This is a genomic window from Robertmurraya mesotrionivorans (genome assembly GCF_050971805.1).
GTDB lineage: Bacteria > Bacillota > Bacilli > Bacillales > Cytobacillaceae > Robertmurraya_A.
Map to the genome: position 1 here is coordinate 326,526 of NZ_JBPCCH010000001.1, position 16,857 is coordinate 343,382.

At 38.9% G+C, this 16,857-nt stretch carries 17 protein-coding genes and 1 other annotated feature; all 17 genes read left to right on the top strand.

Translation table 11 applies throughout. The annotated features are described in order from the left end of the window. Positions 1–20 precede the first annotated feature (20 nt). The 17 genes from recD2 to ACRX5O_RS01670 all read left to right on the top strand — a co-directional run bounded on the left by recD2 (position 21) and on the right by ACRX5O_RS01670 (position 16,841). Entirely contained in the window at positions 21–2,417 is a 2,397-nt protein-coding gene (gene recD2 / locus ACRX5O_RS01590; RefSeq protein ID WP_433904332.1) for an SF1B family DNA helicase RecD2, read from the top strand. Positions 2,418–2,497: 80 nt separating this feature from the next. Then, positions 2,498–2,977, top strand: a complete 480-nt coding sequence (locus tag ACRX5O_RS01595) for a PRC-barrel domain-containing protein (protein ID WP_433904333.1) — start codon at positions 2,498–2,500, stop codon at positions 2,975–2,977. 41 nt (positions 2,978–3,018) lie between these two features. After that, the gene (locus ACRX5O_RS01600; RefSeq protein ID WP_066049968.1) at positions 3,019–3,210 is read left to right on the top strand and encodes a YrzR-like zinc ribbon domain; all 192 of its coding nucleotides are present in this window, start codon (positions 3,019–3,021) and stop codon (positions 3,208–3,210) included. A 21-nt stretch (positions 3,211–3,231) separates the two neighbouring features. Continuing rightward, complete coding sequence (locus ACRX5O_RS01605) at positions 3,232–3,363, top strand: YrzQ family protein (RefSeq protein ID WP_433904334.1); 132 nt, start codon at positions 3,232–3,234, stop codon at positions 3,361–3,363. 89 nt (positions 3,364–3,452) lie between these two features. Further along, on the top strand, positions 3,453–4,532 hold the full coding sequence (locus tag ACRX5O_RS01610; protein ID WP_433904335.1) for an AI-2E family transporter: 1,080 nt from the start codon (positions 3,453–3,455) through the stop codon (positions 4,530–4,532). A gap of 60 nt (positions 4,533–4,592) precedes the next feature. After that, positions 4,593–4,803 (top strand) — a binding site (T-box leader). A gap of 49 nt (positions 4,804–4,852) precedes the next feature. Next, complete coding sequence (gene alaS / locus ACRX5O_RS01615) at positions 4,853–7,486, top strand: alanine--tRNA ligase (RefSeq protein WP_433904336.1); 2,634 nt, start codon at positions 4,853–4,855, stop codon at positions 7,484–7,486. 135 nt (positions 7,487–7,621) lie between these two features. Beyond that, complete coding sequence (locus tag ACRX5O_RS01620) at positions 7,622–7,891, top strand: IreB family regulatory phosphoprotein (protein ID WP_119709221.1); 270 nt, start codon at positions 7,622–7,624, stop codon at positions 7,889–7,891. 3 nt (positions 7,892–7,894) lie between these two features. Then, complete coding sequence (gene ruvX / locus ACRX5O_RS01625; RefSeq protein WP_119709220.1) at positions 7,895–8,311, top strand: Holliday junction resolvase RuvX; 417 nt, start codon at positions 7,895–7,897, stop codon at positions 8,309–8,311. 17 nt (positions 8,312–8,328) lie between these two features. Then, on the top strand, positions 8,329–8,616 hold the full coding sequence (locus tag ACRX5O_RS01630) for a DUF1292 domain-containing protein (protein ID WP_119709219.1): 288 nt from the start codon (positions 8,329–8,331) through the stop codon (positions 8,614–8,616). Between the two features lie 141 nt (positions 8,617–8,757). Further along, positions 8,758–9,912 (top strand): endolytic transglycosylase MltG, encoded by a 1,155-nt coding sequence (gene mltG, locus ACRX5O_RS01635; RefSeq protein WP_433904337.1) that lies wholly within the window; start codon positions 8,758–8,760, stop codon positions 9,910–9,912. A gap of 165 nt (positions 9,913–10,077) precedes the next feature. Next, on the top strand, positions 10,078–10,716 hold the full coding sequence (locus ACRX5O_RS01640; protein ID WP_433904338.1) for an O-methyltransferase: 639 nt from the start codon (positions 10,078–10,080) through the stop codon (positions 10,714–10,716). Positions 10,717–10,723: 7 nt separating this feature from the next. Further along, positions 10,724–11,653, top strand: a complete 930-nt coding sequence (locus tag ACRX5O_RS01645) for a peptidase U32 family protein (protein WP_433904339.1) — start codon at positions 10,724–10,726, stop codon at positions 11,651–11,653. A gap of 28 nt (positions 11,654–11,681) precedes the next feature. Further along, complete coding sequence (locus ACRX5O_RS01650; protein ID WP_433904340.1) at positions 11,682–12,953, top strand: peptidase U32 family protein; 1,272 nt, start codon at positions 11,682–11,684, stop codon at positions 12,951–12,953. A gap of 6 nt (positions 12,954–12,959) precedes the next feature. Beyond that, positions 12,960–13,595, top strand: coding sequence for a uridine kinase (gene udk, locus ACRX5O_RS01655; protein WP_433904341.1), 636 nt, complete (start codon positions 12,960–12,962; stop codon positions 13,593–13,595). A 169-nt stretch (positions 13,596–13,764) separates the two neighbouring features. Beyond that, positions 13,765–14,241, top strand: coding sequence for a transcription elongation factor GreA (gene greA, locus ACRX5O_RS01660; RefSeq protein WP_119709214.1), 477 nt, complete (start codon positions 13,765–13,767; stop codon positions 14,239–14,241). A gap of 54 nt (positions 14,242–14,295) precedes the next feature. Next, complete coding sequence (locus ACRX5O_RS01665; RefSeq protein ID WP_433904342.1) at positions 14,296–16,074, top strand: peptidoglycan D,D-transpeptidase FtsI family protein; 1,779 nt, start codon at positions 14,296–14,298, stop codon at positions 16,072–16,074. A gap of 104 nt (positions 16,075–16,178) precedes the next feature. Then, positions 16,179–16,841, top strand: a complete 663-nt coding sequence (locus ACRX5O_RS01670; RefSeq protein WP_433904343.1) for a YrrS family protein — start codon at positions 16,179–16,181, stop codon at positions 16,839–16,841. The last annotated feature ends 16 nt before the right edge of the window (positions 16,842–16,857 follow it).

Genomic DNA, 16,857 nt, shown 5'->3' on the forward strand with positions numbered 1-16,857 from the left:
TATGTAAGGAGGGGAGTTCTTTGGAGGGACAAGAAACGCTCGATTTGTTTAAGGATCAAGGAAGATTTATAAAAGGAAAGCATCTTGTCACAATCTTTCATAATGAACAAAATTTGTACACCGTTCTAAGAATTCGCGTGGAAGAAACGAATGAGAATTATGAAGATAAAGAAGCTGTTATTACCGGTTATTTTCCAAAAGTTCATGAACAGGAAACGTACATATTTTATGGAGAGTTAAAGGACCATCCGAAATTTGGTCAACAATTTCATGCAACACATTTTCGAAAGGATATACCCCAAACGAAGCAAGGGGTAGTGAGCTATTTATCAAGTGAGCTTTTTAAAGGAGTCGGAAAGAAAACCGCTGAAAAAATCGTTGAAGTTTTAGGGGAAAATGCCATCTCTAAAATTATGCAACAACCTTCTTTACTTGATGAAATACCAAAGCTTCCCCCGGATAAGGCAAAGGAAATTTATGATACCCTTATTGAGCATCAAGGGTTAGAGCAGGCGATGGTTGCTTTAAATCAATATGGATTTGGTCCTCAAATTTCTATGCGGATTTATCAGGCGTATAAGGACCAGACAGTAGAAGTGGTTCAGTCGAATCCTTATAAGCTTGTTGAAGATATTCAAGGTATTGGGTTTACCAGAGCAGATGACCTTGGGTTTCAACTTGGAATTTCCGGTCATCACCCTGACCGTATAAAAGCGGCCTGCTTATATACGCTTGAGGTTGAGTGTATGCAAAATGGCCATGTATACATGGAAACAGAGTTATTGCTCGATAAGGTAAAGACATTATTAGAAGAAAACAAACGTGATGAAATTGACTTTTCACCTATTGGAGCAGAAGTAGTCAAGCTTGAAGAAGAAGGGAAAATCATCGTTGAAGAAATGAGGGTGTATTTACCTTCCCTTTTTTTCTCCGAAAAAGGTCTTGTTACAAGCATCAAAAAAATCGTCTCTCAAACACAGTATGAAAATCAGTTTCCGGATTCTGAATTTTTACTCGCCCTTGGAAATCTAGAGGAACGACTAGGAGTTCAGTATGCGCCGACTCAAAAAGATGCGATTCAGACGGCTTTGATGTCACCAATGCTGATCTTAACAGGTGGGCCAGGTACAGGAAAAACAACGGTTATTAAAGGGATTGTTGAGCTATATGCTGAATTGCATGGCTGCTCTTTAGATCCAAATGATTATAAAGGAGACGAGCCCTTTCCATTTATATTAGCAGCGCCAACTGGCCGTGCAGCAAAACGAATGACGGAATCTACGGGACTTCCTGCGGTTACCATTCACAGGCTTTTAGGATGGAATGGGGTTGAAGGGTTTAGCAGAAATGAAGACAACCCGTTAGAAGGGAAAATTTTGATTGTAGATGAGACGTCAATGCTTGACATATGGCTTGCTAATCAGCTTTTTAAAGCTTTGCCTGAATCCATTCAAGTCATATTGGTTGGGGACGAGGATCAATTACCTTCTGTAGGTCCGGGGCAAGTACTAAAGGATCTCCTAGAATGCGGTGTTCTTCCCGTCGTTAGGCTCACAGATATTTATCGCCAAGCGGAAGGATCCTCTATTATTGAGCTTGCTCATGAAATTAAGTCGGGACGTTTACCTGCCAATATAAGTATGCAACAAAAGGACCGCTCCTTTTTTAGATGTAACGCAAACCAAATTGCGGATGTAGTTGAGAAGGTCGTCCGAAATGCGAAAAGTAAAGGTTATACAGCAAAAGATATACAGGTGCTTGCACCGATGTATAAAGGACCTGCTGGAATCGATCGCTTGAACACGTTAATGCAAACCATTTTTAATCCCAACCCTGATGGGACGAGGAAAGAAATAAAGTACGGCGATGTGACTTATCGTGTCGGGGATAAAGTGTTACAGCTTGTGAATCAGCCGGAAAATAATGTGTTTAATGGCGATATAGGTGAAATTGTATCCATCTTCTATGCAAAAGAAAATACGGAAAAAGAGGATATGATCGTTGTATCCTTTGAGGGTGCGGAAGCTACATATACCAGACAAGACCTTCAGCAAATAACCCATTCTTATTGCTGCTCTGTTCACAAATCTCAAGGGAGTGAATTTCCAATTGTAATCCTCCCAGTAGTAAGAAGCTATTATCGAATGCTGCGAAGAAATCTTTTGTATACAGCTATTACGAGAAGTAAACAGTTTTTGATCCTTTGTGGAGAAGAAGAGGCTTTAAGGGTCGGTATTTCAAGATCGGATGAACAAGAAAGATTGACCACCTTACGAATGAAATTGGAAAAAGCCATTGCAAGCAATAACGAGAGCAACGAAAAGGGTACATTACAAAATGCGGAGGAGTACTTGCTGTCTATAGACCCCATGATTGGTATGGAAGGAATTACTCCATATAGCTTTATGGGAAGCTGATCATTACATTTGGAAATCGTTTCACGTTATGATTTTTTGCTTCGTCGTGAACAATAGTAATGTTCGAAAGAGGTGGTATCTTGCGGACATTTACATTGCTAAAGGGAGTTAGTGTGTACGAGAAAGAAAGCGGATCAAAGGTTGGTGAAGTCAATGACCTCATCATTTCTGCGACTAGTGGCTCGGTCCAATCCTTGCTAGTAAAGCAAGGAATGCTTGTTAAAAGAACCGCACTGCTTGATATTCAAGACGTCACTTCCTTTGGCTCGGATGGAGTAATGATTGAAGACCGAACTTTGCTTAGACCAATCAAAAGGGGCAGTGATTCTTCCGTTGCATTTTGTCGAGGTCTATCCGGGAACATGCTGTTATCTAGTGACGGAGAGCAGCTCGGGTTGATTGAGGATGTATATTTTAAGGAAGAATTGGGCACAATCGTAGGGTATCAATGTTCGGATGGCTTTTTTTCAGACATCAAAGAAGGAAAGCGTGTCATCAAAACGGATGAACCCCTCCAGTATGGAAAAGACGCCATCATCGTGAACGTAAAAAAATCTTAGAGCACATGCTTTAAGATATACCTATACGTGAGGTGTCTACGATGTTAAAATGCCCAAACTGCCAAAGCAAAGATATCGGGAAAATTGGAATTAACCAATACTATTGCTGGAACTGCTTCATTGAACTAACTTTAGCAAAAGGAATCATTAATACTCACCAAGTTGAGGAAGACGGTACATTAAGCTCATTAGACGATCTTTTTGGAGAAGATGAACGCCGATATAGCTCATAAATCTATTAAGAGGTGAGATAAATGAATCGAATGGTAACTTCTGCAATTGCAATTGGAGCAGGTGTTGTTGCATATAATTACGCTCGTAAAAACAAAATGATGTCAGGGCGTGGAATGAAAAAAATGCAGCGTAGAATTTCGAGAATGTTTTAATACAAAGAAAAGTCCCTGTAAAAAAGGGGCTTTTCTTTTTGTATATTTCTTACTGTTCCACTTTAAACTATAGACAAGGAGTGGATACAATGGACATTCGTTTAAAATGGTATTACCGACTTGGTTTTTTGCTTTTGTTATTCATTGTATTATTTGTTTTTCTGAAACTACAGCCAATCTGGTTGCCCATTTTTAAAATCACAATGATCGTCGTACTCCCATTTATCATCGCAGCATTTATTTCTTATTTACTACATCCTGTCGTTGAAACACTTCATGAAAATTATTTACCAAGATGGTTAGCCGTTTTAATAATATATACACTGTTTTTTGGAAGTATAAGTGTGGCACTGTATAATGGTGTTCCTGCGGTTATACACCAGCTTCGAGATTTGACTGAAAACGCACCAAGCTTTGCCAACCAATACAGAGAGTGGATCGATGAGATTCAGGATCAAACCTCTACCTGGCCTGAAGCCTTTCAAGAAAGGGTAGATAGTAGTATTGTGGCCATTGAAAGAATGCTTGATAACACTCTAACAAGAGCCGTTAATTTAGGGATGGGAATCATCAATTCAGCCCTGCTCTTTGCTATCATCCCTTTTATCGCTTTTTACATGTTAAAAGATTATGAAAAAATAAAGAAGGCTGTATGGTATATTACACCGAAAAAATGGCGGAGTGGGGGAACTCTGTTTTTAAGAGATGTGGACAAATCACTAGGCAGTTATATTAGGGGACAACTATTAGTATGCGTGATGATTGGTACGATTTCTGCTTTATCCTTTTGGTTTATCGACTTACGGTATCCGCTGTTACTCGGATTAATTGTAGGGGTTACAAATATTATCCCATATTTTGGACCTGTTATCGGTGCTGTGCCAGCTGTTATCATCGCTGCTACGATTAGTGTGAAAATGATCGTTTTTGTAGTGATTATCATCGCTCTACTTCAATTTTTAGAGGGGAATATTTTATCGCCCTTTATTGTTGGAAAGAGCTTGCATATGCATCCTTTAGTAATTATGTTCGCGCTTTTAGCAGGTGGAGAAATTGGTGGAATACTAGGACTGATCTTAGCTGTACCAATTATGGCCATTCTCAAGGTGAGCCTTCTTCATGCAAAGCAGCACTTTTCAAAAGATGTATCCGATAATCAATTGGTGTGACAACGTTGACAAATATTAAAGCATATCAGTATAATTCGTACTATAAAGTTCAAAATACACGAAAACATGTTGAAGGAACAAGTATGTGATAGACCGTCTGTAGAGAGGAATTTCCTTGGCTGAAAGAAATTCTAGACGAAGGATGACAGAAAGCTATTCCGGAGTGCAGCTAATTCCTGCCGTTAACCTGCGTTAAAGGTCTTTGAGAGATGAGTGCTTTTTTGGCATTCATAATCAGGGTGGTACCGCGAGCAAGCTCCTCGTCCCTGTTTTGGGATGAAGGGCTTTTTTTGTTGAAAAAAATGTTGGAGGGAAAATAAATGAAGCAGCTTACAGGCTCAGAAATTCGTAAAATGTATTTAGACTTTTTTAAAGAAAAAGGACATGCAGTGGAACCAAGTGCACCCCTCGTTCCTCATGATGACCCATCTTTGCTTTGGATTAACAGTGGGGTAGCGACGTTAAAAAAGTATTTTGATGGACGAGTCATTCCTGATAATCCAAGAATCACAAATGCACAGAAATCGATTCGTACGAACGATATTGAAAACGTTGGAAAAACAGCAAGACATCATACGTTTTTTGAGATGCTTGGGAACTTCTCTATCGGAGAATACTTCAAAGTAGAAGCAATCCATTGGGCATGGGAATTTTTGACTGATGAAAAATGGGTAGGGTTTGATAAGGAAAAGCTTTCCGTTACGATTCATCCAGAAGACGACGAAGCGTTTGAAATTTGGAGCAAAGAAATTGGGGTGCCGGAAGAGCGAATTATTCGCTTAGAGGGGAACTTCTGGGATATCGGGGAAGGACCTAGTGGACCAAATACGGAAATTTTCTATGATCGTGGACCTGAATATGGAAATGATGAAAGTGATCCGGAGTTGTATCCTGGAGGAGAGAATGACAGATATTTAGAGGTTTGGAACTTAGTTTTCTCAGAATTTAATCATAATCCGGATGGTACATATACTCCACTACCAAAGAAAAATATTGATACAGGAATGGGACTTGAAAGAATGGCTTCAGTTGTTCAAAATGTTCCTACTAATTTTGATACTGATTTATTTATGCCAATTATTCGTGCAACAGAAGAGATCTCTGGAGCAAAGTATGGGAATGGTAAAGAGTCTGATGTGGCATTTAAAGTCATTGCTGACCATATTCGTACCGTGGCATTTGCTATTGGTGACGGCGCACTTCCTTCCAATGAGGGACGAGGGTATGTGTTAAGAAGATTGCTTCGTAGAGCCGTACGTTTTGCTAAGCAAATTAACATAAACCGTCCATTTATGTTTGAACTGGTTCCTGTGGTAGGGGAAATCATGGTTGATTTTTACCCAGAAGTAAAGAATAAGACCGACTTTATCCAAAAGGTGATAAAGAATGAAGAAGAAAGATTCCATGAGACTCTGAATGAGGGGCTTCAAATTCTCGCAGCGGTTATCAAAAAAGAAAAGGAAGCTGGAAGTGATACGATTCAGGGAGCAGACGTTTTCCGTCTTTATGACACATACGGTTTCCCTGTCGAATTAACAGAGGAGTATGGTGAAGAAGAGGGAATGAAGGTTGACCACGCTGGTTTTGAGAGCGAAATGGAGCTTCAGCGTGAACGTGCACGTAAAGCAAGACAAGATGTAGACTCTATGCAGGTTCAAGGTGGAGAACTTGGTGAGATTAAAGTAGAAAGTAAGTTTGTTGGTTACGATCAGTTACAGGTTGAATCAAAGGTTCTTGCTATCGTACAAAATGGTGTAAAAATCGACAGGGCAAGTGAAGGAGAAGAAATCCAATTAATACTTGATGTCACTCCATTCTATGCTGAGAGCGGTGGACAAATTGCTGACCTTGGTACACTATTTAGCGATGGTGTAAAAGCGGCGGTAAAAGATGTACAAAAGGCACCAAACGGACAAAACCTTCACCGTGTACTGATTGAATCTGGTGAATTGCAGGTTAATGACCAGGTAGTTGCGGTTGTTGATGAGAACAATAGAGGAAAAATTATTAAGAACCATACGGCAACCCATTTATTACATCAAGCATTAAAAGATGTTCTTGGAACACATGTAAACCAAGCTGGTTCTCTAGTAGAACAAGATAGACTTCGTTTTGACTTCTCTCATTTTGGACAAGTAAAACCAGAGGAATTAGAAGAAATAGAGAAGATTGTAAACGAAAAAATTTGGCAATCTCTATCTGTTCAAACAGACTTTAAGGCAATTGCTGATGCAAAAGCGATGGGAGCTATGGCTCTATTTGGTGAAAAATATGGTGATATCGTACGTGTGGTTCAAGTCGGAGATTATAGTTTAGAACTTTGTGGTGGTTGCCACGTTCCTAATACTTCAGTCATTGGACTCTTTAAAATCATATCTGAAAGTGGAATTGGAGCAGGAACTCGTCGTATAGAAGCGGTGACGGGGGAAGGTGCATTTAAGCAAATGCATAGCCAAATCCAGATTTTAAAAGATGCGGCAGGAAAATTAAAAACGAACCTAAAAGATGTACCATCTAGAATCGATGCACTGTTAAGTGAACAAAAACAGCTTCAAAAAGAAAATGAGTCTTTAGCAGCTAAGCTAGGGAATATTGAAGCTGGTAATTTGGTTAATCATGTGAAAGAAGTGAATGGTGTTCAAGTTCTGGCTGTTCGAATTCAAGGTGCTGATATGAACGGACTTCGAAACATGGTGGATGATTTGAAGCAAAAGCTTGGATCTGCAGTAATCGTACTTGGAAGTGTAAACGAAGAAAAGGTAAACTTAATTGCCGGTGTAACAAAAGACTTAATTGAAAAAGGCTATCATGCCGGGAAAATTATTAAAGAAGTTGCTACTATTTGCGGAGGTAGCGGTGGTGGACGTGCAGATATGGCCCAAGCAGGAGGAAAAGATGCTGGGAAGTTGGATTCCGCACTAAGTTTTGTAGAAGAATGGGTCAAATCCGTTTGATATTCAAGAAAAGTAGTGTAAAATGAAGGAGATTAGACTACTAAATATTTCTTCCATTGGATAGATTTGATGATAGATACTTCTATAAGAGCGGAAGTTAGCCAGCGATTACTAGATAAAGCGAGGTGCAAGAGAATGAGTACATTTGATAAAACAATGAGGTTTAATTTTCCAGAAGAGCCAATCGAACATGACGTGAAGGAAGTCCTTTTTCAAGTACATGAAGCTCTTCAAGAAAAAGGATATCATCCGATTAATCAAATTGTAGGTTACCTGCTTTCTGGAGATCCTGCTTATATTCCTCGTCATCGTGATGCTCGTAACATTATTCGAAAGCTTGAACGAGATGAAATTATTGAAGAGCTTGTCAAAAGCTATTTAAAAACACAACGAGAGGGCTCTTAACGTATGCGAATTCTCGGTCTTGACGTCGGCAGTAAAACGGTCGGCGTTGCGCTCAGCGATGAATTTGGCTGGACAGCGCAAGGATTAGAAACAATAAAAATTAATGAAGATGAAAGAATGTTTGGTTTTGACCAGATTGGTCAAATAATAGAAAAGTATGAAGTAGGAAAAATAGTAGTAGGGCTGCCTAAAAACATGAATGGAACCATTGGACCTAGAGGGGAAGCGAGTCAATTTTACGCTAGTGAGCTAGAAAAGAGGTTTTCCTTGCCTGTATTCCTATGGGACGAGCGTCTAACTACGGTTGCTGCGGAACGTGTCTTACTAGAAGCGGATGTTAGTAGGAAAAAACGTAAAAAAGTAATCGACAAAATGGCAGCAGCTATGATCTTACAAGGCTTTTTAGATAGTCAAAAATAACTTGAGGTGATTTTTCGATGCAACATGGAGAAAACAATATTACAGTAATTGATGAGGATGGTAACGAGCAACTTTGTGAGGTGCTTTTTACTTTCGATTCTGATGAATTTGGTAAGTCTTATGTTCTTTATTATCCAATTGGTGCAGATGAAAACGATGATGAAGAAATTGAAATTCATGCGTCTGCTTTCGTTCCAACCGAAGATAATAATGATGGTGAGTTAATGCCTATCGAGACAGATGAAGAGTGGGACCTAATCGAAGAAATGTTAAATACATTCCTAGAAGAGCAAGACGAAGAATAGAAAGATAAAAAGCGGATAGCATAGGCTATCCGCCTTTTTTTTGCAATTTTTTACTTCTATTGTCGAAAAATATAGTATAATGATTCGAGAATAGTTATAAGGGAATAGTAAGAATGAGCCCTGTGAATTGGAGGGGAAACTTTGTCAACGGAAGAGAAGCAAAAGAAAGAGAATACAGGTAACAAGCCTGATACAAAAGCAATAATCCGAGAAAAGATGATTGAAAGGGAAGGCGAGGCAAGAGTCGTAAGGAAAATTGTCTTTACCATTTCAATCATATTATTCCTACTGGTAGCAATTACGGCTGGTGGCGGATATTTTTATATTAAATCAGCATTAAAGCCCGTAGATCCAGAGAATAAAAAAGAAATGACAGTAGAAATTCCAATTGGTTCTTCAGTAACTGGTATTGCAAACATATTAGAGGAACATGGGATTATTAAAGATGCACGAGTATTCAAATACTTTGTTAAGTTTAAGAACGAGTCAGGGTTTATGGCTGGTAACTACGAACTTTCACCTTCTATGACCTTGCCAAGTATCATTGAAAGCTTAAAAACAGGTAAAGTGGAGCAAGAAGTGGTGTTTCAAATTACCATCCCTGAAGGAAAACAGCTAAAAGAAATTGCAAAAATCATCGCAGAAAAAACAAATCATACAGAAGAAGATGTATTTGCAAAATTAAATGACCGTGAATTCATACAAGCGCTTATGAATAAATACCCTGATGTATTAACAGAGGAAATTCTCGCGGAAAATGTCAAATACCCATTAGAAGGCTATTTGTTCCCTGCAACATATCCTTTCTATAAAGAAGACACAAAAATGGAAGAAATTATTATGGCCATGTTAGATCAGACGAAAAAGGTAATTAGTGAGTATGAGGGCGATATGGCTGAGAGGCAATATACTGCTCACCAACTACTAACATTTGCCTCATTGGTAGAAGAGGAAGCAACTGAGAAACTTGAGCGTAACCAAATTGCCAGCGTCTTTTATAATCGTATAGATACGGGGATGCCGTTACAAACAGATCCTACCGTTTTATATGCTCATGGAGAACATAAGGACAAGGTGTTGTATAAGGATTTGGAAATTGATGATCCATACAATACTTACAAATACCAAGGATTAACACCAGGTCCAATAGCTAATGCAGGTACTGTATCAATTGAAGCTGTTTTACATCCTGCTGAGACGGACTTCCTATACTTTTTAGCAACGGCATCTGGTGATGTATTATTCTCGAAAACTCTTGAGGAGCATAATGCAAAAAAGGCCGAGCACATCAATTAATCTGCTTCAAGGAGAAATGTTCGCATTTCTCCTTCTATTATGATAAAATAGTTCAAGTGTTTTTAAATAGCGTCAACCACAGAAGACCATATTTAGCTGTGCTGAATCCCTGTGAATTGCTGTGAACGCTATTTTTTCATGTCTAAACAAAAGAGGTGACGCAGCTTGGAAACGGAGAAGCTGCATTCTTATATAGAAGAGCTCATTCTAAATAGATCAGATCTACTAGAAGAAATGGAGCAATACGCGAAAGCTCATCATGTTCCCATTATGGAACTGTCTGGAATCGAAACGATTCTTCAAATACTGAGAATTGCTCAACCGAAAAAGATTCTAGAGGTGGGTACAGCTATAGGATATTCTGCCTTACGAATGGCCACTGTTCTTCCTGAAACGAACATCGTCACAATTGAACGAGACAGTGAGCGCTATACGGCCGCGGAGGAATTTATTAAACGTGCAAACAAAGAACACCAAATTTCGATCATCAAAGGTGATGCGCTAGAAGTAGAGTCACTTATAGAAAACTTGGGTTCTTTTGATGCCATTTTCATAGATGCAGCCAAAGGGCAATATAAGAAGTTCTTTGAAATATATTCAAAGTATTTAGGAGACAAAGGGATAATTATAACAGACAACGTCTTGTTTAAAGGACTAGTCTGTGAGGATACAATTGAGAGTAAAAGAGTAAGAAGCATGGTTACAAAAATTAAAGATTTTAACAAATGGCTAATGGAACATGCAGAATACGATTCGGTCATTATTCCTGTTGGCGATGGAGTAGCAATTAGTAAAAAGAGGTGAAGAGAAAATGAAAAAACCAGAACTATTAGTCACACCAAAAACGATTGAAGATATAGAAGCATTATGTAAAGTTGGAGCGGACGCTTTTGTGATCGGAGAGGAACGCTTTGGTCTTCGTTTAGCTGGAGAATTTTCAAGAGAAGATGTAAAGAAGGCTGTAGAAATTGCGCATTCTTTTCAGAAAAAAGTGTATGTAGCGATGAATGCGATCTTCCACAATGAAAGCATTGACGCTTTATATGACTATGTAAGGTTTGTAAAACAAGCAAACGTGGATGCAATCATTTTTGGTGATCCAGCGGTTTTAATGGTAGTGAAAGAGGCTGCACCTGATATGCCACTTCATTGGAATACAGAAACAACTGCAACGAACTGGTATACATGTAACTATTGGGGTAGAAAAGGGGCTAAACGTGCGGTCCTTGCTAGAGAAATCAATATGGATGCGATTGTCGAAATGAAAGAGCATGCTGACGTGGAGATCGAGGTACAGGTGCACGGGATGACAGCCATGTTCCAATCCAAACGTTCACTATTAGGGAACTATTATGAGTATCAAGGAAAAGCACTAGTGGTTGAAAATCGCACCCAAAATGCGAACATGTTCCTTCACGATAAGGAAAGAGAAAATAAATATCCGATTTTTGAGGATGCGAACGGAACACATATTATGAGTCCGAATGATATGTGTATGATTGATGAGCTAACAGAGCTCATTGAAGCAGAAGTTGATTCTCTAAAGATTGATGGTGTATTACAAACATCAGAATACATTCTAAAGGTAACAGAACTATATCGAAAAGCAATTGATCTATCTGTCGAAAACCCTGATCAGTACGAAGAAGTTAAGGATGACTTATTACAGGAAGTAGAAGAGATTCAGCCAAAGAATCGTCCGTTAGATACTGGATTTTTCTTCAAAGAGACCGTTTATTAATAAAAACATGTGTTAAGGAGGGAAAAAGATGTCTATCCTATTAAACGATAAAATCTCACAGATTGTGAATGGAAAGCGAGTAATTGTAAAAAAACCAGAATTACTTGCTCCTGCTGGAAATCTAGAGAAATTAAAAATTGCTGTCCAATACGGGGCAGATGCTGTATTTATCGGTGGACAAGAATACGGACTTCGCTCAAACGCAGGGAACTTTACTTTTGATGAAATGAAAGAGGGAGTAGAGTTTGCTAAGAAATATGGTGCGAAGATTTATGTAACAACAAATATTTTTGCTCATAATGAAAATATAGATGGATTAGAAGATTATATTCTTGGTTTAAAAGGAGCTGGGATTGCAGGTATTATTGTTGCTGATCCTCTTATTATAGAAACATGCCGTCGATTAGCGCCTGAAATTGAAGTGCATTTAAGTACACAACAGTCTTTATCCAATTGGAAAGCTGTCCAATTCTGGAAGGAAGAAGGATTAGAACGTGTGGTACTTGCACGTGAAACTAGTGCGGAAGAAATTAGAGAAATGAAAGAGAAAGTCGATATCGAAATTGAAACATTCATCCATGGTGCAATGTGTATTGCTTATTCTGGACGCTGTACATTAAGTAATCATATGACAGCTCGAGACTCAAACCGCGGTGGATGCTGTCAGTCTTGCCGATGGGATTATGACCTCTATGCGCTTGATCAACAAGATGAAGTAGCTCAATTTAGCGAAGGTGATGCACCGTTTGCGATGAGCCCAAAGGATCTTAAATTAATTGAGTCCATTCCTCAAATGATTGAGCTCGGTATTGATAGTTTGAAAATCGAAGGACGTATGAAGTCCATTCACTATGTGGCAACCGTTGTTAGTGTGTACCGTAAAGTGATTGATGCTTATTGTGCGGACCCTGAGAACTTTGTCATTCAAAAAGAATGGTTAGAAGAACTTGATAAATGTGCAAACCGTGACACGGCTCCTGCTTTCTTTGAAGGAGTTCCTGGGTATAAAGAGCAGATGTTTGGAAATCATAGCAAAAAGACAACTTTTGACTTTGCTGGATTGGTGTTAGACTATGATGCTGAAAATCAAATGGTAACACTTCAGCAGCGAAACCACTTTAAACCTGGTCAAGAAGTAGAGTTTTTTGGACCTGAAATCGAGAACTTTACAACTGTCATTGAAAAAATTTGGGATGAGGATGGCAATGAGCTAGATGCGGCAAGACATCCATTGCAAATCGTAAAGTTCAAGTTAGACAAGCCGGTTTACCCAAACAACATGATGCGGAAGGAGATTTAAACTAGCATGAAACGCAAACCCGTTGTTATTGGTGTAGCCGGTGGCTCCGGCTCCGGGAAAACGAGCGTAACAAAATCTATATACGAATCGTTTAAAGGGCATTCAATTTTAATGCTCGAGCAAGATTTTTATTATAAAGACCAATCGCATTTACCTTTTGAGGAGCGTCTAAAGACGAATTATGACCACCCACTAGCATTTGACAATGACTTACTAATTAAGCATATTGAAAGTCTTCTCCGCTACGAAGCGATTGCTAAGCCTGTGTATGACTACAGTGTTCATACCCGTTCAAGTGATGTAATCCATGTTGAGCCCAAGGATGTAATTATTCTTGAAGGGATCCTCGTATTAGAAGACGAAAGACTTCGTAACTTAATGGATATTAAGTTATACGTAGATACAGATGCGGACCTTCGTATTATTAGACGATTGGTAAGAGATATAAAAGAACGCGAGCGCTCAATGGATTCAGTCATTGACCAGTATGTAAATGTGGTGCGGCCAATGCATAATCAATTTATTGAACCAACGAAACGTTATGCAGATATTATTATCCCTGAAGGTGGCCATAATTTTGTCGCAATTGATTTGATGGTCACAAAAATTCAAACAATTCTTGAACAAAAATCATTTTTATGAAACAATAAAAAGCAGTAATGCAAATGTTTCCCAAAATAAGTCCAGTTGGACGTTTCATGCGCGCCCTTTTTATAAGGACGCGCTCCTATGCATTTACCGTAAGAAATAACTACATAAGAAGAATACACAATCTATTTGGGGGTTGTGAAACTAGAAGGAGTGAAGGGTTTTGGCTACAGAAAAGGTTTTCCCGATGACTTTAGCTGGTAAAGAAAAATTAGAGCAAGAATTAGAACATTTAAAATCAGTAAAACGTAAAGAAGTTGTAGAGCGTATTAAAATTGCTCGTAGCTTTGGAGACTTATCTGAGAACTCAGAGTATGACTCGGCTAAAGAAGAACAAGCATTTGTTGAAGGTCGTATTACAACGATTGAAAATATGATAAGAAACGCAAAGATTATTAAAGAGGATGAGCTTGCTACCGATGCGGTTGCTTTAGGCCGTTCTGTTACGTTTATTGAGCTTCCTGGAGGCGACGAGGAAACGTATTCAATCGTAGGAAGTGCAGAAGCAGATCCATTTGAAGGCAAAATCTCAAACGATTCTCCAATTGCCAAAAGTTTGATGGGTAAGAAGGTTGGAGACGAAGTAACGGTTCAAACGCCTGGTGGAGAAATGAATGTTCGTATTACAAATATTAAGTAAATTGGTTTGAAATAAGAAAACCTCGTCAACACTTTTGACGAGGTGTTTTTTATTATGTGGAGAAAACGAGCAGTGGTATGGTTAATTATTTGTATAACAGCAATTAGTCTCTTAATAGGAAGGCTTGTTCAAGTGCAGCTCGTTTCAACAGAAAACTTTACAAAACATAACATTAATCTCCTTGAGGCGAGTGTTGTTCAACGTTCACAGCAAATGGTGATTGATAATGGGAGAGGCGGGTTTCTTGATCGCAATGGAGAGTCACTTGTTCACCGTAAGATTCCGGTTCTCATCCTCTTTCCTTTTTTGAAGAATATGGAGTGGGATAGTGAACAGATCGCAGACATAATAAATGTTCCTGTTGAATCGATTGAATACAGAGTGAAACAAGCGGAAGATCCGTTCGCCTATGGTGATCCGAATCCACTGAAACTAACAGATGCACAAATGGAGAAAATTAATGCACTGAAAATACCAGGAGTGTTTGCCGTAGAAAGGAAGTACTCGCTTACTGAGTATCCAGCTGAGCAACTTATCGGTATTACGGGACAAAATACAGTTGAATTACAAAAACGATATCCTGATAAAGACTTACTAGAACAGACAGTAATCGGTTTAACCGGATTAGAAAAAAGCTTTGATGAATTTTTGCTTCCTGATGGAAATTCCAAGCTTATTTACCATGTTGATGCAAAGGGTGGACCGCTGTTTGGGATTGATGTGAAATATGTCGAACCAGCCAATCCGTTCTATCCAGTCAATATTAAAACAACGATAGATAAAGACATTCAGGAAATGGCTGAAAATCTAGTTGACCAATATCAAATAAGTAAAGGTGGACTTGTCCTTCTAGACTTAGAGACGAATGCTGTCCTTGCTATGGTATCTAGACCCAACATTAATAAGGAAAAGCCGTTTGAGGATGGTTCAAGCGGTCTGAAGAATATGATGATTTCTGAGCAAATTATTGGGTCTGTTTTTAAAACGGTTGTGGCTGGAGCCGCCATTGATTATGAACTAGATGATCCCACTCGAATGTATGATTGTAGTAAAAAAATAAATGGCCAACCAGACTTAGTGTATGATCATGGAATGTTAAACTTTACGGATAGCTTTGCAAGAAGTTGTAACAATACTTTTGGTACGATTGCAAAGGAATTAAAGGAAATTGACCCCAATATACTCGAGGAGTACGCAAATAAATTATCTCTTGTAGGTTCTGTTGGGTGGAATGGTGATATCTATCATTTCTCTAATTTTAGGCAGCTTCAAGAAGAACAAAAAGGCCGTGTGTTTTTATCAGAGAATGCTAAAAATGATAAGAACTTTGTTGCTTTGACAGGAATCGGTCAGCATGAGGTACGTGCAACACCATTGGCCGTTGCCAATATGATGGGGACCATTGCGAAAGGTGGAGTAAGGGAGAGTGTCAGAGTCGTTTCAGAAGTGGAATATAAAAACGGGAACTCACTACTACCATTCGAAAAGCAAGCTCTGCCTGGCGAATCGATTTCTCCTTATACCGCAATGAAGCTTCAAAAATTATTGCGTGAAGTGGTTGTAAATGAAAATGGAACGGGGAGATGGTTTCAAGAACTGCCATATGCCGTTGCTGGGAAGTCAGGAACAGCTGAAACGGGAATTTTTAAAGATGAGAAACAATTGCATAATAAATGGTTTGCCGGTTATTTCCCATACGATAACCCTAAATATGCTCTAGTAACAGTAAATTTAGGGGTTTATGGGGATGAAGGAGGAGTCAACGGTTTATTTGCCGATATGGTAAAAAACGTATATAACTTTGATCATAATGAGCCTCTGTCGAAACGTTAATGTATTTGTAACGTGATTGTCCTTTTCGATTTCCGGGTTAAATGGTAGAATGTATAGCGAGTTCGCTCTTAAAAGGATGTTCAAAAGAGGTCTAGGAGGTTCGTATGATGCAAGATGATTATCAGCAATCAAGGTTCAATCAAAGGTCGAAGCGTCGTAAAACAAATCTGATTTTAAATGGTCTCATTGGAATAGTATTGGTTTTAATTATTGTTGTTTCCGGGGTTATTTTTTTGGGAAACGATGATAAAGCTACGACAGAAAAAGAGCAGGAACAAAGCGTAGAAGCTTCAAATGAAGCGAATGAAGGAGAAGAGTCCTCGAAGGAAGAGACAGAAGGATCTGACTCAGAAACGGATGAGGAAGATTCGTCTACTGATTCTTCGTCCTCAAATGAAGACTCAAGCGAGGAAGCTAGCTCTAGTGATAACGAAGAGGCAATTGTGACAGAAGGCGGAGCGGATTCTAACGTAGTCAGAACCATTGTTAACCCAAATTGGGAGCCAATCGGAACGAGCCAAACAGGTGAACATACTAACGTGTATGAAGGTTTGGATTGGGATGAAATGGTTTCTGCCATTGAATATGCCACTGGGTTGTCAGAGGATAATATGACTATTAAGTTTCTTGGAAATGATGGTCATAATAAATCAAAAGGAACAGTCTTTTCAAAGGACAGAACCCAAATTTATCGCGTTTCCATTGAGTGGGTTGATGGTGAAGGTTGGAAGCCTACATTAGTGGAAGAGCTAGCGTCGATAGAATAAACAATAGAGAGAGGTC